Source organism: Flavobacterium erigeronis, assembly GCF_054075165.1.
Genome location: NZ_JBSKGP010000001.1, coordinates 512,276 through 530,558, shown reverse-complemented (window position 1 = coordinate 530,558; position 18,283 = coordinate 512,276). Strand labels below are relative to the sequence as shown.

17 protein-coding genes are annotated in these 18,283 nt (G+C 33.8%); 7 read left to right on the top strand and 10 right to left on the bottom strand.

What is annotated here, in order from left to right; genetic code table 11:
* Window positions 1-136: 136 nt before the first annotated feature.
* Entirely contained in the window at window positions 137-1,132 is a 996-nt protein-coding gene (locus ACWA1F_RS02250) for a TlpA family protein disulfide reductase (protein ID WP_456891263.1), read from the top strand.
* Between the two features lie 211 nt (window positions 1,133-1,343).
* Window positions 1,344-1,691, top strand: a complete 348-nt coding sequence (locus ACWA1F_RS02245; protein WP_456891261.1) for a toxin-antitoxin system YwqK family antitoxin — start codon at window positions 1,344-1,346, stop codon at window positions 1,689-1,691.
* A 55-nt stretch (window positions 1,692-1,746) separates the two neighbouring features.
* On the opposite strand, the gene ACWA1F_RS02240 is transcribed toward ACWA1F_RS02245, so the two are convergent.
* The 8 genes from ACWA1F_RS02240 to ACWA1F_RS02205 all read right to left on the bottom strand — a co-directional run bounded on the left by ACWA1F_RS02240 (window position 1,747) and on the right by ACWA1F_RS02205 (window position 12,752).
* Window positions 1,747-2,859: a PepSY-associated TM helix domain-containing protein gene (locus ACWA1F_RS02240; protein WP_456891259.1), complete on the bottom strand. Its 1,113-nt coding sequence runs from the start codon at window positions 2,857-2,859 to the stop codon at window positions 1,747-1,749.
* A 244-nt stretch (window positions 2,860-3,103) separates the two neighbouring features.
* Window positions 3,104-4,657, bottom strand: coding sequence for a PepSY-associated TM helix domain-containing protein (locus tag ACWA1F_RS02235; protein WP_456891257.1), 1,554 nt, complete (start codon window positions 4,655-4,657; stop codon window positions 3,104-3,106).
* 3 nt (window positions 4,658-4,660) lie between these two features.
* Complete coding sequence (locus ACWA1F_RS02230; RefSeq protein ID WP_306154631.1) at window positions 4,661-4,963, bottom strand: hypothetical protein; 303 nt, start codon at window positions 4,961-4,963, stop codon at window positions 4,661-4,663.
* 12 nt (window positions 4,964-4,975) lie between these two features.
* The gene (locus tag ACWA1F_RS02225; protein ID WP_306154633.1) at window positions 4,976-5,308 is read right to left on the bottom strand and encodes a hypothetical protein; all 333 of its coding nucleotides are present in this window, start codon (window positions 5,306-5,308) and stop codon (window positions 4,976-4,978) included.
* 63 nt (window positions 5,309-5,371) lie between these two features.
* Complete coding sequence (locus ACWA1F_RS02220; RefSeq protein WP_456891256.1) at window positions 5,372-7,864, bottom strand: TonB-dependent siderophore receptor; 2,493 nt, start codon at window positions 7,862-7,864, stop codon at window positions 5,372-5,374.
* A gap of 198 nt (window positions 7,865-8,062) precedes the next feature.
* A complete protein-coding gene (gene odhB, locus ACWA1F_RS02215) occupies window positions 8,063-9,310 on the bottom strand; it encodes a 2-oxoglutarate dehydrogenase complex dihydrolipoyllysine-residue succinyltransferase (protein ID WP_456891254.1) in 1,248 nt (415 codons plus the stop codon).
* 90 nt (window positions 9,311-9,400) lie between these two features.
* Window positions 9,401-9,973, bottom strand: coding sequence for a hypothetical protein (locus ACWA1F_RS02210; RefSeq protein ID WP_456891252.1), 573 nt, complete (start codon window positions 9,971-9,973; stop codon window positions 9,401-9,403).
* A 4-nt stretch (window positions 9,974-9,977) separates the two neighbouring features.
* Complete coding sequence (locus ACWA1F_RS02205) at window positions 9,978-12,752, bottom strand: 2-oxoglutarate dehydrogenase E1 component (protein WP_456891250.1); 2,775 nt, start codon at window positions 12,750-12,752, stop codon at window positions 9,978-9,980.
* A gap of 116 nt (window positions 12,753-12,868) precedes the next feature.
* Between ACWA1F_RS02205 and ACWA1F_RS02200 the strand changes: the two genes are divergently transcribed.
* Together ACWA1F_RS02200 and ACWA1F_RS02195 are read left to right on the top strand one after the other, a co-directional pair.
* On the top strand, window positions 12,869-13,420 hold the full coding sequence (locus ACWA1F_RS02200) for a hypothetical protein (RefSeq protein WP_456891248.1): 552 nt from the start codon (window positions 12,869-12,871) through the stop codon (window positions 13,418-13,420).
* Window positions 13,421-13,511: 91 nt separating this feature from the next.
* On the top strand, window positions 13,512-13,946 hold the full coding sequence (locus ACWA1F_RS02195) for a hypothetical protein (RefSeq protein WP_456891246.1): 435 nt from the start codon (window positions 13,512-13,514) through the stop codon (window positions 13,944-13,946).
* A gap of 36 nt (window positions 13,947-13,982) precedes the next feature.
* Here ACWA1F_RS02195 and ACWA1F_RS02190 read toward each other — a convergent pair whose 3' ends face one another.
* Both ACWA1F_RS02190 and ACWA1F_RS02185 read right to left on the bottom strand, forming a co-directional pair.
* Window positions 13,983-14,336 carry a hypothetical protein gene (locus tag ACWA1F_RS02190; protein WP_456891244.1) on the bottom strand — a complete coding sequence of 118 codons (354 nt, stop codon included), beginning with the start codon at window positions 14,334-14,336 and terminating at the stop codon, window positions 13,983-13,985.
* 46 nt (window positions 14,337-14,382) lie between these two features.
* Window positions 14,383-15,357: a polyprenyl synthetase family protein gene (locus tag ACWA1F_RS02185; protein ID WP_456891242.1), complete on the bottom strand. Its 975-nt coding sequence runs from the start codon at window positions 15,355-15,357 to the stop codon at window positions 14,383-14,385.
* A gap of 264 nt (window positions 15,358-15,621) precedes the next feature.
* On the opposite strand from ACWA1F_RS02185, the gene ACWA1F_RS02180 reads away from it, so the two are divergent.
* The 3 genes from ACWA1F_RS02180 (at window position 15,622) to ACWA1F_RS02170 (ending at window position 18,275) form a co-directional block, all read left to right on the top strand.
* On the top strand, window positions 15,622-16,143 hold the full coding sequence (locus tag ACWA1F_RS02180) for a YceI family protein (protein WP_306154648.1): 522 nt from the start codon (window positions 15,622-15,624) through the stop codon (window positions 16,141-16,143).
* A 108-nt stretch (window positions 16,144-16,251) separates the two neighbouring features.
* The gene (locus tag ACWA1F_RS02175; RefSeq protein WP_306154650.1) at window positions 16,252-16,851 is read left to right on the top strand and encodes a TetR/AcrR family transcriptional regulator; all 600 of its coding nucleotides are present in this window, start codon (window positions 16,252-16,254) and stop codon (window positions 16,849-16,851) included.
* An 89-nt stretch (window positions 16,852-16,940) separates the two neighbouring features.
* On the top strand, window positions 16,941-18,275 hold the full coding sequence (locus ACWA1F_RS02170) for a TolC family protein (protein WP_306154652.1): 1,335 nt from the start codon (window positions 16,941-16,943) through the stop codon (window positions 18,273-18,275).
* Window positions 18,276-18,283 lie beyond the last annotated feature (8 nt).

Sequence of the window (18,283 nt, the reverse complement as noted above, 5' to 3'; positions counted from 1 at the left end):
AAGTAAACACAAAATTCAAATTAATATAGTAAAGTGAGAAGTTGATGCAGAATAATTTTAAATATTTTGTTAATTGTCAAATCTGAAAGCTTTAATTTATTTAGTTTTGATTATCTAAAAACTAATTATAATACCTATGAAAAAACTTTTTGTTGCAGGTTTGGTAATTTTTAATGCTTTGAATGTTATCGGTCAAAGTAAAAATTCAATAAAATTTACTGCTAAGATTGCCAATAGAAATAGCGATACTCTTGTAATAAGAGGTAGAGATAATTTCAGACAAGTAATTCCAATTGATAAAAAGGAAGTTTTTGCTGCAACTTTTGATGCTCCTCAGGGGTTTTATGTGTTTTCTGACGGAAAGGAATCTTCTAATTTATACTTAAAGCCAAATTCTGAAATCAATTTAACAATGGATGCAAAAGAATTTGACGAAACTATTGTTTATAATGGTAAAGGTGTTGATGAAAGTAATTTTTTAGCAGAGCAAGCCCTAAAGGACGAAAACTTTCAGAAAGATGCTTTTACTAAAGAACCAGCTGAATTTACAGCTTTGCTTGACGGCAAATTAAAATCGGATACAGAAAATTTAGAGAAGAATAATTTTGATCCAGAGTTTAAAAAATCTTTAAAACTTAGTTTCGAAAGTTTTCACCAATATGGCACAGAACAATACGAGAGAGCTGCAAAAGCTAATAAATTGACTGGAAAACCTTCTCCAGGTTTTGATTATGATAACTATAAAGGAGGAAAAACAAAACTTTCTGACTTGAAAGGGAAATATGTTTACATTGATGTTTGGGCAACTTGGTGCGCACCTTGTAGAGCTGAGATTCCGTATTTACAAAAAATTGAAGAAAAATATCATGGAAAGAATATTGAATTTGTGAGTATTTCTATTGATAAACTGAAAGATACTGAGAAATGGAAAAAATTTGTAAATGATAAGCATCTTGGCGGTACACAGCTATTGGCTGACAAGGATTGGGAATCTGAGTTTGTTGTTAACTACGGTATATTAGGAATTCCGAGATTTATCTTGATAGATCCAAATGGAAATATTCTGAAATCTGAAGCGGCAAGACCGTCTGATCCTGAATTAGATAAACAGCTTAGCGCATTATTGAACTAAATTTTTTACGAAATTTAAAACGTTTTCGTAAAATAGCATTTTTTATAAAACACCAGTAAAACCAGTGCCTGAGCGCTGGTTTTTTGTTTTTTTGAAGTTTTCCAATGTTAAGTTTTTATTCTATGTTACCAAATTGTTAAGCAAAAGTTTTTTTAATGTAAACATTTGATTATATTTGATAAAGATTTCTTAACATTAAATACCTAAAGATATGAAAAAGAGTGTAATTTTAGCTGCAATATTGTTCTCAGGAATTGTAGTTGCACAAGAAGGAAAGCCTGAATTAGAAGCTGCTGGAAACAAGGTAAAAGCAACGTATTACTATGACAATGGTAAAGTGCAGCAAGAAGGCTTTTTTAAAGACGGTAAATTAGACGGTGTCTGGGTATCATATGACGAAAATGGAAATAAAAAAGCCGTTGGAGAATACACAGACGGAGTTAAAACTGGAAAATGGATTTACTTCAATGAAAGCAGTTTAAATGAAGTTGCCTATGTAGACAATAAAGTAAGCTCAGTTAAAAGTTTACAGAAAAATGCTTTAGCAAACAGAAATTAATTATAATTTCGAAAACAACTATAAAAAAACCGTCTCGATCATTGAGGCGGTTTTTTTATGCTTTTACTTTTTTAGATTTTCTATTTCTTCCAAACCAAATTATAAATCCGCTTACGGGCAGTGCGGCCGCAATTAAACTTACGGTAAAGGCTAGAATTTTTCCAGGAAGATCCAAAACTTGTCCCGTATGTATTCCGTAATTCATTTCTACAACTTGTAATCCTAAAGTTTTTTTATCGAAAGTCTGACTTTGAATTAATTTTCCGCTTGACGGATGAAAATAATAATTGCTCTGCTGGTCATAACGTAATGTATGCGGATAAGCACCTGTACTCACAATATCGCCTTTTTGCTGCGGAATCATCACAAAAAACATTTCTGCTTTTGGTTCTAATTTTTGAGTCTGAATAAAGGCTTTGTCAATTGCGGTAATCGAATTTGCTTTGAATGCAGTAGTATCAATTATAGGTGTTTTAGTTTCGGCTGCTTTGTCTCCGCCCAAATTGAACGATTTGTAAATTCCGTCGCCAACCCATTCGTATGTAAATGTAAGCCCAGTTATGGCTAGAATTAAAGCAATTAACGAAATGTAAAAACCTGTGGTATTATGCCAGTCATAATTGACACGGCGCCATTTGGCATCCCATTTTATAGTTAAACTTCTTTTGAGATCACTTTTTCGTTTGGGCCACCATTGTATAATTCCAGAAATTAACAATAAGATGAAAATAATTGTAGCACCACCAATGATATGTTTTCCGATATAGTCGGGTAGAAGTAGATACAGATGAATGTATTCTACAATAATGAAGAAATCAGTTTCAGGATTTTCAGATTGCAAATATTTTCCCGTGTACGGATTAAAATATAAGTAAAGATTTCCGTTATCTGAATACGTATAAACAATTGCCGATCTGTTTTTTCCGTAATAAGCAATCATGCTGATTTTGTTTTCGGGAACGGCTTCTTTTGCTTTTTTCTGCAACTCAGAAGGTAGTGAAAATGGTTTATTTTGAGGTTCAACTAAACGCCATTCTTTTCGGGTAATGTCTTTTATTTCGTCATGAAAACAAAAAATACAACCCGTAATACAGACTACAAAAACAATAAGCCCAGAAATTAATCCGAGCCATTTATGCAGAAATCGTATTTTGGTCTTGAATCCCATTTTTTGATTAAAAGCGTAAAAGTATGCTCAAAATTTATAAGGGACAAGTTATTGCAAATAATTTGTAGATAAGCTGATAAAAGAATCTCGCAAAGTCGCGAAGTCGCAAAGTTTTTTTAGCCACAGATTAAAAAAATTAAAAGGATTTTTTTATCAGCGTGAAAGAAAAACTTTGCGACTTCGCGACTTTGCGAGATTCAAAAAAACTTAGTGCCTTCGTGTCTTCGTGGCAAAAAAAAACTTTTTAGTTAGAAACCGCTTTTTTAGGTTTTAAATGATAAGCTGTATATAACGAAATGGAAGCCAAGAAAATCCAGAAAACATCAATAAAGAAAATCTGAATTTTGTTTTCCATAAAAGAAGTCCAAAACCAATCTCCAGAAACGATACCGTTTGTAATTGGAATTAAGAATCCTAAAATACTTCCAGAAATCAGACAGAACTTGTTCGTAAAAGCATCATTCTTCTTAATAATAAAGAAGATTGTAAGGATTAACCATCCTCCAAAATAAAGTGCAAATAAATTAGATTGGCTTAAAGGATAGAAAATTTTACTTCCAATGAAAGATAGCGCTGTTATAGGATACATGCTTAAACAAATAGCCAAATAAATACGCACAACTGCAGCGTTGAAACGTCTTTTCTTTTCTGGCAAATTGTTTTTTTGTCGAGCAACAAGCCAAATCATAACTCCAGAAATTATGACAAAACAGGTTATAATTCCTAAAATGAAACTTACGATTTTTAGAGCATATCCGCCATAATCGCCAAAATGGATACGGTATAAAACAGTTTTTACAGCATCAAGATAATTGTTTTGTGAAACTGGATCTTTTTTAGCAATTTCTTTTCCATCAGATACGCGATATACTGCTTTTCCAACGCCGACAAATTTTTTATGAGATAATAATTCGCCTTCAACCAAAACATGCATGTTAATATCTCCGTAATTCTGAATGATTACTCTGGTGATTTCAAAATCTTTCCAGTTGTTTTTTGCCTTTGCAACTAATTCATTTACATTAAAAGGATTGGCCAGTTTTTTATTTTCAAAAGTATAATCAGGATCGTTGTATTCTAATTCGTCATACAGTTTTTTATCATCTCCTCCATAAAGAGCCATTACAGCGGGAGCAACTATTAAAAGTTTAATCATAAAAAAGGCTCCTGTAACCGCATAAACAAATTGGAATGGTAAACCAATCATTCCTAATGCAGTGTGCGCATCTGTCCAAAGTGTTTTTAATTTTTCTTTTGGACGAAAGATGTAGAAGTTGGATACAATTTTGTTCCAATGCAATAAAACTCCTGTTACGATTGCAAACAAGAAGAATAAAGCTGTAAATCCAGATAAATAATATCCGGCAGGATAAGGAATCTGCGCTAAAAAGTGCAGACGGTATAAAAGTTCTCCTAAAGAATACGATTCTTCGTAAGTGTACGATTTAAAATTTTTTGCATCAAGATAGAAAAATGAACCTTCTTTTTGTTTGGCTGGTGCCAAAGTATCTTTGGTTCCTTCCATGTAAACGGCTACTCTTTCTTCGACAGAAGGTTTAGAAATGGTAATATTTCTTCCGTGAAGGATATGTTTTTTGTCAAGATCTTTCAGTGCACTATTGTAGTCTAGTTGGATTTCTCTTGTAATTGCAGTGGATTCACTTCTTTCCCAATTGATGATTTCATCTCTAAAAAAAGAAAAAGACCCAGCAAAGAAAATTACAAAAAGAACTACGCTGATAACGATTCCGCTAACAGTATGTGTATGAAAATAGATATTGTAATGACGGTTATTCATAAATTATTTTGCCGTTGGATGGTAAGTTTGACCTAAGTAAATAAAAAGACAGAACACTAAAGTAAGAAGAATGTAAATTCCCCAAATTTTCCAACCACTTTTGGCTAGAAAAGCAATGACCATAAGCGCAACCCAAAGAATAAAACCGCTATAAGCCATTGTCATTAAAACATTAGCTCTATTAAACCAAGCCGCAAGAGCAAGGTGAAAAGAAACGGCAACGAAATAACCGCCTAAAATTGCGGCCGTGATTTTAAGAAAACGCGGCAAAAAGGCTGGAGTTAAATATTTTGGATTTGCTGGCATTCGTTAATGGATTTAAGCGTAATAAAATTCTAAAATAGAAATGATGATCAAAAGTGCTAAAAGCGCTTTGTGGTTTACCTTTTTCAGTGGTGCTAAAATGATAATTAAGCTTCCAACAGTCATTAGCTGAATAAAAAACATCAAAGTGCCACAGCCTAAAGATTGTGTGTAAAGCCAAGATGCATAAGCAATCAATAATAATCCTAGACCTGTAAGTTTGGTTTGCTTTGGATTGTTTTTCATCCATTTCTCAAAACCAAAATCATACGATAAAACCGCTCTTTTTGAGGTGTAATAAAGCGTGTAAAAAGCTAAAAAAACGATAAGACTGGCAATAGTAATCATAATCTTAGAAATTTAAAAAACACCTTTCTAAATTTTTAGAAAGGTGTTTTTGTGAATTATTTATTAAAATCTATATGAAAAGTTTGCAGACACACTTCTCATGTTTTTTGGGTGAATGGTTGACCATCCGTCATAAGTGTCAACATTTGCGATGTTGTCTAACTTAAGTGTCAATGTAAATTTCTCTGTTCCGTAGAAAATAGATGAATTTAATACGGTGTAAGAAGGAAGTGTAAACTGACCCACAACATTTCTGTTCATGATTAAGTTTTTATCAGCATAATTTCCTCCAAAACCTAAACCAAATCCTTGTAAATCTCCTTGTGGGAATTTGTAGCTTGCCCAGAAGTTTGCAGTGTTTCTTGGTCCAGAGCTTTCTGGTCTATGTCCTACAAAAGAAGGATCTCCAGCATTTAGGACAGCATCAACGTAGCTGTAACCTGCAACGATGTTTAAACCGTCAATTGGGCTTGCAACGATTTCTGCTTCAAAACCTTTGTTTCTTTGTTCACCATCCTGGTAAGAGGTTTGAGTTGGTACTCCGCCTGTAGAACCATAAACAGTATAAACTTGATCTGTTACCTTAATATCGTAGTAGCTGAATGTTGCATAAACTTTATCTTTAAGAACATTTAATTTCGTACCAACTTCAAATTGGTTAGCATGTTCTGGTTTGAAAGTTCTTGGAATACCCATTCCGCCTAAGCCAGTATCAGTTGTTGGAGCTGTGTTAGTAAAACCATCCATGTAGTTAGCAAAAAGCGATACTTTATCAATAATTGGCTGATAAACGATACCGAACTTAGGTGAAAAAGAAGTTTGGTTAAAATCATCAGCATTTGTTGTAACGTCACCTTCTGTCATAAAACGGTCAACACGTAAACTAGCCATTGCCGATAATGCAGGCGTAATATTGATTACATCTGATGCGTAAGCGCTAATAACTTCTTGTTTTGTTTTGTTGTTGTTTGCATCAGTTGCTGCAATAAGTTTGTCAGAACCAGCTTTTGTTAGATTACCGCTGTCATTATCTGTAATATATTTTGTAGGATCTGTAATTCCAAATAAATAATTATTTACAGTTGCTACATCTAAGTTTCCGATATAAACATATCCGTTTGATACGTATCCTGAACCATTGTCAACTTGTCCTCTATTAAAATAATCCAAACCAACAACAATTCTGTTTCTTAAACTGCCTAATTTAAAGTCGCCAATAAAGTTTTGTTGAATATCTGTTGTTAATGTAGTAGTGTCTTGGTAATTCATAGAACGTCCTAAAACAATTCCTTGATTAATCTGCGTCGGTGCAAATTGTGTTCCTTCGTATAAATAAGTATAATACCCTTCAGATTTAGATGATCCTCTAGATAGAACTGTTTGAGAAGTCCATTGGTCAGAAATTTTGTAATTCATCTGTCCTTGAAGAGAGTAAGAAGGAGTTTCGATAAATAATTCGTTGCTTGTATAAGAACGTTTGTTGTCGTATCCTAATTCATCCATGTTATGAACTCTCAACTCTGTTCCTCTATCTAAGAATAACATAGTTGGGTTCGTCTGTTTGTTATTCATGAATTCTGTATTAATCAAGAACGAAAGTCTGTCACTAACTTGGTAAGATAATGAAGGAGCAAAGAAAAACGATTTTCTAAATCCAGCATCTTGAAAACTATTTTCGCTGTGGTAAGCTGTGTTAACACGGAAATTAATTTTGTGTTCATCATCTAATGGAGTGTTAACATCAGCAGTAACACGGTTTAATCCGTAGCTTCCAGCAGTGTAGCTTACTTCTCCACCAAAATGATCGTAAGGTTTTTTTGTAGTAAGGTTAATTAAACCTCCGTAAGAAATTAAACTACTTCCGAACAAAGTTCCAGAAGGTCCTTTAATAACTTCAATTTTGTCAATGTTTGCAGGATCGATGCTTCCGTTATTCAAAGCTGGCAATCCGTTTGTCATAGTTGGCTGTACGGCAAAACCTCTAAGAGAGAAGTATCCTGCACCGTCGCCACCACGACCTGTAGAAGCCCAAAGCGGAGATAAACCTGGAGCATTTTTTAATGCATCATCAATATTTGTAACTACCTGTTCTTTTAAAAGTTCAGCAGTAATGGTAGTATAAACTTGTGGGTTTTCAAGATTTTTAAGAGGTAATCTTGATACTTGTGTTGTCTCTTTACGAGCTAACGGGTTTTTTCTGTTTCCGTTTACCACAATTTCATTCAATTCTTGAGAGTTTTCGCTAATTCTAAAATCTTCAATAATAGAATCGCCTGCATTAAGGCTAACACTTTTTTCTTTAGAAGAATATCCAATTCCAGAAACTTTAATCACATAATTTCCTGGTTTAATGTTTTTAATTTCATAGAAACCATTTGCATCTGTACTTGTTCCTATTTTTGTTCCTTTCAATACTACAGAAACATTGTCTGCAGCTTCATTATTTGTTAAGCTAATTTGGCCTTTAATAGTTGCTTTTTCTTGAGCCAAGGCAGATACGCTGGTCATTAAAGCAAAACAAAAACTCAAAAAAGAAATTGTAAATTTGAATTTCATTTTTATTTAGAATTGATTTTAATAGCGCAAATGTACATGTTGAATGCATATAATGCAAGCTATTCTTATTTATTCTAAATAATTTTTTTAAATAATCATTTTTAGTCAGAAAATAGGTTTTGGAAATGGTTGTTTAAGAAGCAAAAAAGCCTGCTCAAACAAATGAACAGGCTTTTTATATTTTGAAAATTATGCTGATTACAATTCTAAAGCACGTTTAGCATCGCCATTCATTAATAATTCTACTGGGTTTTCTAAAGCTTCTTTAACCGCAACTAAGAAACCAACAGACTCACGTCCGTCGATGATTCTGTGGTCATAAGAAAGAGCAACGTACATCATTGGGTGAATTTCCACTTTTCCATTTACTGCAATCGGACGCTCGATGATGTTGTGCATTCCTAAGATTCCAGATTGAGGAGGGTTGATGATTGGAGTAGATAACATACTTCCGAATACACCACCATTTGTGATTGTGAAAGTTCCTCCAGTCATATCGTCAACTGTAATTTGACCATCACGAGCTCTTAAAGCTAATCTTTTGATTTCAGCTTCAATTCCACGGAAAGTTAAGTTTTCAGCATTACGAACAACAGGAACCATTAATCCTTTTGGTCCAGAAACTGCGATAGAAATGTCACAGAAATCGTATCCGATTTTGTAATCACCATCCATCATAGAGTTAACATCTGGGTATAATTGTAAAGCTCTTGTAACTGCTTTTGTAAAGAAAGACATAAATCCTAAACCTAAACCACCGTGTTTAGCTTTGAAAGCATCTTTATATTCGTTACGAATTTGGTTGATTGGCGTCATGTTTACTTCGTTGAAAGTAGTCAACATAGCCGTTTCATTTTTAGCAGAAACTAATCTTTCCGCTACTTTACGACGTAACATTGATAATTTAGTACGCTCAGTTCCACGGCTTCCACCAGTTGGAGTTCCCATAGAAGGAACAGCGTTTATTGCGTCATCTTTAGTAATTCTTCCACCTTTACCAGTTCCAGAAACTGATGCTGGTGCAATATTTTTCTCGTCTAATATTTTTCTTGCTGCTGGAGATGGAGTTCCTGCTGCATAACTTGCAGCTGCAGGAGCTTCTGCCGCTTTTGGAGCTTCAGCTTTCGGCGCTTCTGCCTTTGGAGCCTCCGCTTTTGGTGCTTCTGCTTTCGGAGCTTCAGCTGCTGGAGCAGATCCTGCTGGTTTTGCAGCATCTGTATCGATTAAACAAACTACAGCACCTACAGCTACTGTATCGCCTTCTTCTGCTTTTAGTGTAATTACACCGCTCATTTCAGCAGGTAATTCAAGAGTTGCTTTGTCTGAATCAACTTCAGCAATAGCTTGATCTTTTTCTACATAATCACCGTCTTTTACTAACCAAGTTGCAATTTCAACTTCTTTTATTGATTCCCCTGGTGATGGGACTTTCATTTCTAAAATCATCTTGTTTTTGTTTAAAGTTTTAGTTAGTTTCAAGTTTCAGGTTTATGACAAAACGTGAAGCTTAAAACCGAAACAATTATTTTTTATTATCTAATTTGTGTATGACATTTCAGGAAGGACTTTTGCAAATTCTTCTCCTTTTTCTTTTGATTTATTATATTTTTCAGTAGATCTTTTAATTACACTTTCAAATTCTGTTGCGCCTTCTTTGAGATCTTCAGCTGTAGCAATATATTCTTTCTGCTCTGTAATTGCTTCTAAAATAATTTTTTTCTTTTTCTCAAATTTTTTAGGTGTTTTGTAATGCTCGGCTTTAGGATCAAATGCCACTAATTTTACACCAGCTTTTATCGCGCCCATTTGAGCTTCAGAATCAATAATGTAAATTTTGTTTGGTTCAAGTTCTGCTTCTATAAAACTTGTGTTTTCTGATCTAGACCAAAACAAATGTTTTCCAGGATCGCATTCGTAAATCAAATATTTCCCGTAGTTAAACTTTCCTAAATATTTTTCTCCATCAAAATATTTAAAATTTATCAACATTCCCATTCCAGAAGACCTTACGAAGTAAACAATTGTTTTTCCTTCGGCCGGTTTCTTTAATTCTTGAGCATTAACCGTTATTGATAATAAAATAACAATAAATAGAAATACTTTTTTCATAAATCTATCTAAATAAATTTTTATCGAATACCATTCTGATAGCATCTGCGTGACGACGTTTTGCACGTGTGTAACTTCCAGATGCTGGAGCAGAATATGCTTTTAATGAAGCCAATCTCCATTTGATGAAATCAAAATTCATTAACATAAAGCTGTAAGCTCCCATGTTTTTAGGCTCTTCTTGCGCCCAAACATAATCATCAGCATTTGGATATTTTGCAATGATTTCTTTGATTTGTTCTGCAGGGAAAGGGAATAATTGCTCGATACGAACAACCGCAACGTCATTTCTTCCGTTGTTTTCTCTTTCAGCAACAATATCATAGTAGAATTTACCTGTACAGAAAACCAAAGTTTTAACTTTCTTTTTATCTACAGTATTGTCATCAATAGTTTCTTGGAAACTTCCGCTTGCGATTTCCTCAACTGTTGACACACATCTTGGATCACGCAATAAACTTTTTGGAGAGAAAACTACCAAAGGTTTACGGAAATTGCTCTTCATTTGTCTTCTCAATAAGTGGAAGAAGTTTGCTGGAGTCGTGCAGTCTGCAACATACATATTATGTCTTGCACAAAGCTGTAAGTAACGCTCCATTCTTGCAGAAGAGTGCTCAGCACCTTGTCCTTCGTATCCGTGAGGCAATAATAGCACAATACCATTTTGGTTGTTCCATTTATCTTCTCCACAAGAAATATACTGGTCAATCATAATTTGCGCTCCGTTAGAGAAATCTCCAAATTGTGCTTCCCAGATTGTCAAGGCTTTTGGATTTGCTAAAGCATATCCGTAATCAAAACCTAAAACTCCGTACTCAGATAAAAGAGAGTTGAATACGCCAAAGTTTCCTTTTTTGTTTTCAATAGCATTTAGTAAAATTACTTCTTCTTCAGAATCTTCTACTTTAACCACAGCATGACGGTGAGAGAAAGTTCCTCTTTCTACGTCTTGTCCAGAAATTCTAACATCAAATCCTTCTGTTAAAAGTGAACCGTAAGCCAATGCTTCAGCAGTTCCCCAATCAACAGTATTGTTATCATAACCTGCTTTTCTGTCAGATACAATTTTAGTGATTTTGTTGATGAATTTTTTGTCTTCTGGTAAAGTTGAGATTGTATTGATGATAGAATCCAATCCTTTTTTGTCAAAAGTGGTATCTACTTTTTGAAGCATTTGTGTATCAGTAACCTGAACAAATCCTTCCCATTCGTTTTTCATGAATGGAGTAATGATAGTCAAATCTTTTTTACGAGAAGCTTCTAAGTTTTCTTCTAATCTAGATTTGTATTCTTTTTCTAAAGCATTAACATAAGAAGCATCAATTACGCCGTCAGAAAGTAATTTCTCAGCGTAAATGTCTCTTGGGTTTTTGTGCTTAGCAATGATTTTATATAAAACTGGTTGTGTAAAACGAGGTTCGTCACCTTCGTTGTGTCCGTATTTTCTATATCCTAAAAGATCGATAAACACGTCACGTCCAAATTGCATTCTGTAGTCTAATGCAAAAGATACAGCATGTACAACAGCTTCAGCGTCATCAGCATTTACGTGCAATACTGGCGAAAGCGTTACTTTAGCAACGTCTGTACAATAAGTAGAAGAACGAGCGTCTAAGTAGTTCGTTGTAAATCCAACCTGATTGTTGATTACGATATGGATTGTTCCTCCAGTTTTGTAACCGTCAAGTTGTGCCATCTGAATGATTTCGTAAAGAATACCTTGTCCTGCAATTGCAGCATCACCGTGAACAGCGATTGGTAAAACTTTAGAGAAATCATCATTATAATATTTATCTTGTTTTGCTCTGGTAATACCTTCAATAACAGCTCCAACAGTTTCTAAGTGAGAAGGGTTTGGCGCTAAATTGATATTGATGCTTTTTCCAGTTCTTGTTTTCTTGTCAGCAGTAAGACCTAAGTGGTATTTTACGTCACCATCAAAATATTCCTGATCGTAATCTTTACCGTCAAATTCACCAAAAATATCTTGAGTCGATTTTCCGAAGATGTTTGCCAAAACGTTCAAACGACCACGGTGAGCCATTCCCATTACAAATTGTTCAACACCTTTTTCAGCAGCTTGCTCGATTAAAGCATCAAGAGCTGGAATGATAGATTCTCCACCTTCTAATGAGAAACGTTTTTGTCCAACATATTTAGTATGAAGGAAGTTCTCAAAAGAAACAGCTTCGTTAAGTTTATTTAAGATCGTTTTCTTTTCTTCTGTAGAGAAATTCGGCTGATTTGTATTTACAGATAATTTATCTTGAATCCATTTTACAACGCCAGGATTTCTAATATACATATATTCGATACCGATATGCTGGCAGTAAATAGCTTTTAATCGATTTACGATATCTTGCAAAGAAGAAGGCGCCATCCCGATTGTTTGAGCAGCATCAAAAACAGTTGAAAGATCTGCCGCCGATAATCCGAAGTTTTCGATATCCAAAGTTGGAGATGAAGTTCTACGGTCACGAACAGGATTTGTTTTCGTGAATAAATGCCCGCGCGTACGGTATCCGTCAATTAATTTTAAAACGTTGAATTCTTTCTTTAGTTTTTCAGAAACCTGACTGTAATCTGTGTTGTCGCTAGTCACGTACTCAACGATTGTCTGCACAGGGTTTTCGTCGTTATAAGTTGTTTGTCCAAAGTCAAAACCTTGAAAGAAACTTCTCCAGCTAGGCTCAACGCTGTCTGGGTTGACTAAATATTGATCGTATAATTGTGCAAAAAACTCGGTATGCGCTGCGTTTAAAAATGAAAACCTATCCATAATATGAGTGAATATACTTTTTGTTATATAGAAAGGCAAAAGTACAACAATCACCTTTATTTAAATCTTTTTTTTACGTACTTTTACGTAAAAATTTGTTAAAATAAACGTTAACTATGAATAAAATTCAATTTTCAATCGATTGCAGATGTTTTTTTGTGATTTTGGCAGTGTTATTTTCTAGTTATACTATTGCACAACAAAAATATGTCATTGACAACAGTAACCATTTTTGGGAAAAAGTTCAATTTGGAGGTGGTCTCGGATTGGGTTTTGGATCTGGCTACACTAATGTCTCGGTAATGCCGAGTGCGATTTACAATATCAACGAAATTGTTGCCGTTGGTGTCGGATTGCAATTTGGATATTTATATCAAAAAAATTATTACGAATCTTTTGTTTACGGCGGAAGTTTTATCACGCTTGTAAACCCGATTCCGCAACTGCAATTATCTGCAGAATTGGAGCAGGTTAGGGTTGATACCGACTACGAAGAAAATTACTATCATCCAGGTTTTGCCGATGCCTATTGGAATACAGCTTTATATTTAGGAGCAGGGTACAGAACTAATAATGTGACAATTGGAGCGCGTTACGATGTTTTGTATGATCCAAATAAAAGTCTTTACGGCTCTGGATTTATGCCTTTTGTGAGAGTTTATTTTTAAGGTGCTAAGTTTTTTTATGAATTACTATACTTATTGGTCGATATCTGATTTGCCAACTCACATAAGATCTTTTGAAATCTTTTTTTGGGTGATGATTGTATCGCTCATTCTTTGGGGTTTGATTAAAAGATTTAAAAAGAAAGATGAAGATTATGAAAAAATAATTTTACTGTGGATTACAGGAATATTTTTTAGTTTATCATCAATTATGTTTTTCTATTTGAAGTTTTTTATAAAAGACACAACAGAAGAGAGGATTTTGAATGTTTTTAGGTCGCCTAATTCATTGGTGGTTGAAGGTTTTATTTCAGATTTTGAAAGAAAGGAACAGGTAAAAAAAATGGCAACTATTACTATTGAAAGTTTTACAGTTGATTCAGTTGAATTTAGTTATAGTAATGTTCTATTAGGTCAATTTAATCATTTCAGTAAAACGAAAAATGGAGTTTTTAGAGACGGGCTGCCTGTTAGAATAACTTATGCAAAAGAAAGTCATGAAATTCTAAAAGTACAGTTGCAAAGATAAAACTTTGTGACTTTGTGCCTTCGTGGCTAAAAAAAATCACTTGTAGAAGTTTCTAAACCACACCTTCTGCCATTCTCTTTTCAGAATCAAAAAAGCAACTTGTTCAGCTAGAATTACCAAATCAGAGCCATCGAGACTTTTTATTTGGTCTTCAGGAACATCTATAATATAAAGAAGATTCAAATATTCAGCAAATTTGTACTGAATCATTCGATAGATTTTTTCGTGCAGCTGGATTTTCAATTCGTCTGGCGAAATGCTTAACGGAAAATCGATTCCTTCATTGGCCAGATTGAAATCCTTATTAATCTGTTCAATAAGATTAAGATATAAAGTCTGTGCCTGAGCCTGCTCTAGTAAAGATTCTGTATTTGTTGGTGCTACAAACATATTATTATTTTAGATTTTAGAGTGATGATTGTAGATTTACTGAATACTAAACTTTACGTCCCATTAAGTTCTCGCCAAAAGTTCTCAAAATGTCTTTCTTTTCGGCATTGATATCCATTTTTTCTAACGTTTCAAAAGCTTTTAAAGTATACATTTCGATGGCATCTTGAGTTGCTTTTGAGGCTCCAGATTCATTAAAAATAGCTTTCGCTGTTTCAATTTTTCCTGAATTATCGTCTAATTGTAACGTAAACAACTGTTCTAATTCTGAAGCTTTTTCGCTTGACGAAAATTCTAAAGCTTTTAGATATAAATACGTTTTTTTGTTCTCTATAATATCTCCTCCAACTTGTTTTCCAAAAGTTTCCGGATCTCCAAAGGCATCCAGATAATCATCTTGAAGTTGGAAAGCCAATCCTAAATTCAATCCGAAATCGTAAATTAAATCAGCTTCTTTTTCAGAAGTTTTAGCCACAATTGCCCCCATTTTCATGGCTGCTGCTACTAGAACCGCTGTTTTGTATTCGATCATTTTTAGATATTGCGGGATCGTAACATCTTTACGAGTCTCAAAATCAACATCCCATTGCTGTCCTTCGCAAACCTCAAGCGCCGTTTTGCTGAATAATTTGGCTAAATTTCTAAAAACAATTGGTTCATATTGCTCAAAATACTGATAGGCTAAAATCAGCATAGCGTCTCCAGAAAGAATTCCTGTATTTAAATCCCATTTTTCATGCACCGTAACTTGTCCTCTCCTTAATGGAGCATCGTCCATAATGTCATCATGAACTAAAGAAAAGTTATGAAAAACTTCGACCGCCATTGCTGCGGGAAGTGCCGTCGAATAATCAGTATCAAAAACCTCTGCAGCCATTAAAGTTAAAACAGGGCGGATTCGTTTGCCGCCAAGTCCTAAAATGTATTCTATAGGTTCGTAAAGATTTTTAGGCTCTTTATGTATGTTTTGGTTTTTTAGATAATTGATGAAAAAATCTTGGTACTGACTTATATCGTGCATAATAAATTCTGATTTCGAGGCTCAAATATACAATTCATATATGAATTTTTGAGGACGAAATGTTAAAAGCCGATTAATGATTGGAAACGGGCTTTTAATTATTCTCATTTTTAATGTTTTAAAAAAAATCTAAAAAACTTGGAAACTTTTTTGGTATTCAGAGTTTCCTGTCTATATTTGCAGCGTTAATGGAAACTGAGAAAACCATAAAAGTTTCCATTAAGATTTTTGAATGATTTATAAAATCAATTAAATCAAGTGCTTATGAAAACAAAATGGACCTTAGATTCTAGCCAATCAGATGTTTTATTGAAAATGAGACAATCGCGAACTTCTTATTTGGGAGGAACTGCAAATAAATTTGATGGGTATGTGAATATTGAAGACAATGAAATTGAAGATGCTTCTGTAGAATTTTCATTGGATATCAATAACAAAAATGAAAGTTTCCAATCTATAGATGCTTATTTGCAGCTTCAAGATTTTTTTGAAGAAGATGAGCATCCAATTATCAGTTTCAAATCGACATCATTTCAAAAAGTAAATCAGAATATCAATTTCTTCAAAGGAGATTTAACGATAAAAGATATTACGAGAGTAGTTGAATTGGACGCAGAATTTTTAGGCGAGAATATTTACAACGGAGAAAAGAAAGTAGCTTTTGAAATTAAAGGAAATATCAAACGCGAAGACTTTGGTTTAGATTTCAGCTCTTTCAATCATTCTTCTGGTGCAGCTCTAGGTAAAGACATCAAACTTATAGCAAATTTAGAATTTAGCATATAAATCTTACTAAAAGAATAAATTAATGTAAAATTATTACAAATAAATCGGAAACTATTTTTTTGATTTTAGTTTCCAAAGTATATTTGTAAGGCAATTCGAGAATTTAAAATGAAAGAGAAGATAATAGCAAAAGCAAGCGAATTGTTTTTAAAGCTTGGTTTTAAAAGTGTTACAATGGATGATATTGCAGGAGAAATGTGTATTTCGAAAAAAACGATTTACAAATATTTCTGCAATAAGGAAGTTTTAATTGAAGAAAGCACTTCACTGGTTCATAGTCAAGTTCACGAGATTATGGACACCATTATAGCAAAGAATTATAATGCAATTCATGAAAATTTTGAGATTAGAGAAATGTTTCGTGACATGTTTAAAAACAATATTGATACTTCTCCAATTTATCAGTTAAAAAAACATTATCCGGAGATTTATCAGAACATCTTATCGTACGAAATCGATCAGTGTACCCAGCTTTTTAGAGATAATATTGAAAAAGGAATTCGAGAAGGTCTTTATAGAAGTGATTTAAACATAGAGATTTATGTTAAATTTTATTACACTCTAGTTTTTCATATAAACGAAAATACGGTTTCTGAAAGTGAAGCGCAAAGAATAGAATTAGAAGCCTTGGAGTATCATACTCGTGCCATGGCAACCGAAAAAGGAGTAGAGGAATTAGAAAAGCAATTAAAAAAAATTAATAATTAATTATCCAAATTGTCGTCATTTTTCTGGGAGAGTTGTAAAAGATAAAATGACGATGCCATCTCAAATATTTAAATAAATAGTAACTACTTATGAAAAGAATCTTTCTTATAGTTTTGTGTACAATAGGCTTGTCTGCCGTCGCACAAACCACTACTTTAACTCTGAAAGACGCAGTCAATTATGCGCTTCAAAATAAAGCGGATGCTAAAAAAGCAAAACTTCAGGTTGAAAATAGTGAGTACCAAATTCAAGAAGTGCGTTCGAGAGCTTTACCGCAAATTAGCGCAAACGGAAATCTGACTTATAATCCAGTAATTCAAACCACAGTTATCGATGGAGCGGCTTTTGGTGCGCCAGGAACTACAATTCAAGCAGCTTTTGGTCAAAAATGGTCTTCAACTGCTGGACTTTCTTTAACTCAGGCAATTTTTGATCAGTCTGTTTTTACAGGATTGAGAGCGGCAAAATCTACTCGCGAATTCTATCAAATCAATGATCAATTGACAGAAGAGCAAGTTATTGAGAGAGTTGCAAACAACTACTATTCTGTTTACGTGCAGCAAGAAAGACTTATTTTGCTAGATAGCAATTATGTAAATACTACAAAAGTTCGCGATATCGTACAAGGACAGTTTGATAATGGTCTGGCTAAAAAAATTGATTTAGATCGTATTATCGTGAAAATGTCTAATATAGACACAGAGCGTCAGCAGATTAAAAATCAAATTGAATTGCAAGAAAATGCATTGAAGTTCTATATGGGTATGCCAATTGAAACTCAAATCGTATTACCAAAAGAAGAATTTGAAGTCGTTCCAGCAGCTTTAACAGAAGAGCCAAATATTGAAAACAGAACAGAATACTTATTATTGAAAAAACAAGAAGAATTGTTAGTATTCAATAAAAAAGCAGTTGAAGCAGGATATTATCCAACGCTTTCATTGTCTGCTGGCTACAATTATTTTGGGCAAGGTCCAGAAATGCCTTGGTTTGCAAAACCAGAAAAAGGAGTTTACTGGTCAGATTTCTCTGCAGTTGCTTTAAACTTACACGTACCAATCTTTACAGGTTTTGGAACTCGTGCTAAAGTGAGACAAGCAGATGTTCAAATCAGAGAACTTCAAGAAGATATTAAAGACACCAAACTTTCTCTTGATTTAGATTATAGAAATGCTATGACTCAGATAAAAAACAATCTGGTTACTATCGAGAATCAGAGGGAAAATATGCGTTTAGCTGGTGAAATTTTAAGCAATACCAAAAACAATTACCTTCAAGGTTTAGCCTCTTTAACCGATTTGCTAGACGCAGAAAATGCATCGCTTGAAGCTCAAAATAACTTTACAAGAGCAGTTTTAAATTATAAAATTGCCGAAATATCTCTAATCAAATCGAAAGGCGAACTAAAATCTCTTACTAAATAACAAATTAT

Excerpts from the sequence above, each read along its gene's own strand:
- ACWA1F_RS02180 (WP_306154648.1), top strand. The coding sequence starts at position 15,622 with ATGAAAACAAAATGGACCTTAGATTCTAGCCAATCAGATGTTTTATTG.
- ACWA1F_RS02245 (WP_456891261.1), top strand. The coding sequence starts at position 1,344 with ATGAAAAAGAGTGTAATTTTAGCTGCAATATTGTTCTCAGGAATTGTA.
- ACWA1F_RS02205 (WP_456891250.1), bottom strand. The coding sequence starts at position 12,752 with ATGGATAGGTTTTCATTTTTAAACGCAGCGCATACCGAGTTTTTTGCA.
- odhB (WP_456891254.1), bottom strand. The coding sequence starts at position 9,310 with ATGATTTTAGAAATGAAAGTCCCATCACCAGGGGAATCAATAAAAGAA.
- ACWA1F_RS02190 (WP_456891244.1), bottom strand. The coding sequence starts at position 14,336 with ATGTTTGTAGCACCAACAAATACAGAATCTTTACTAGAGCAGGCTCAG.
- ACWA1F_RS02200 (WP_456891248.1), top strand. The coding sequence starts at position 12,869 with ATGAATAAAATTCAATTTTCAATCGATTGCAGATGTTTTTTTGTGATT.
- ACWA1F_RS02195 (WP_456891246.1), top strand. The coding sequence starts at position 13,512 with ATGATTGTATCGCTCATTCTTTGGGGTTTGATTAAAAGATTTAAAAAG.
- ACWA1F_RS02220 (WP_456891256.1), bottom strand. The coding sequence starts at position 7,864 with ATGAAATTCAAATTTACAATTTCTTTTTTGAGTTTTTGTTTTGCTTTA.
- ACWA1F_RS02170 (WP_306154652.1), top strand. The coding sequence starts at position 16,941 with ATGAAAAGAATCTTTCTTATAGTTTTGTGTACAATAGGCTTGTCTGCC.
- ACWA1F_RS02225 (WP_306154633.1), bottom strand. The coding sequence starts at position 5,308 with ATGATTACTATTGCCAGTCTTATCGTTTTTTTAGCTTTTTACACGCTT.
- ACWA1F_RS02240 (WP_456891259.1), bottom strand. The coding sequence starts at position 2,859 with ATGGGATTCAAGACCAAAATACGATTTCTGCATAAATGGCTCGGATTA.
- ACWA1F_RS02210 (WP_456891252.1), bottom strand. The coding sequence starts at position 9,973 with ATGAAAAAAGTATTTCTATTTATTGTTATTTTATTATCAATAACGGTT.
- ACWA1F_RS02250 (WP_456891263.1), top strand. The coding sequence starts at position 137 with ATGAAAAAACTTTTTGTTGCAGGTTTGGTAATTTTTAATGCTTTGAAT.
- ACWA1F_RS02175 (WP_306154650.1), top strand. The coding sequence starts at position 16,252 with ATGAAAGAGAAGATAATAGCAAAAGCAAGCGAATTGTTTTTAAAGCTT.
- ACWA1F_RS02185 (WP_456891242.1), bottom strand. The coding sequence starts at position 15,357 with ATGCACGATATAAGTCAGTACCAAGATTTTTTCATCAATTATCTAAAA.
- ACWA1F_RS02235 (WP_456891257.1), bottom strand. The coding sequence starts at position 4,657 with ATGAATAACCGTCATTACAATATCTATTTTCATACACATACTGTTAGC.
- ACWA1F_RS02230 (WP_306154631.1), bottom strand. The coding sequence starts at position 4,963 with ATGCCAGCAAATCCAAAATATTTAACTCCAGCCTTTTTGCCGCGTTTT.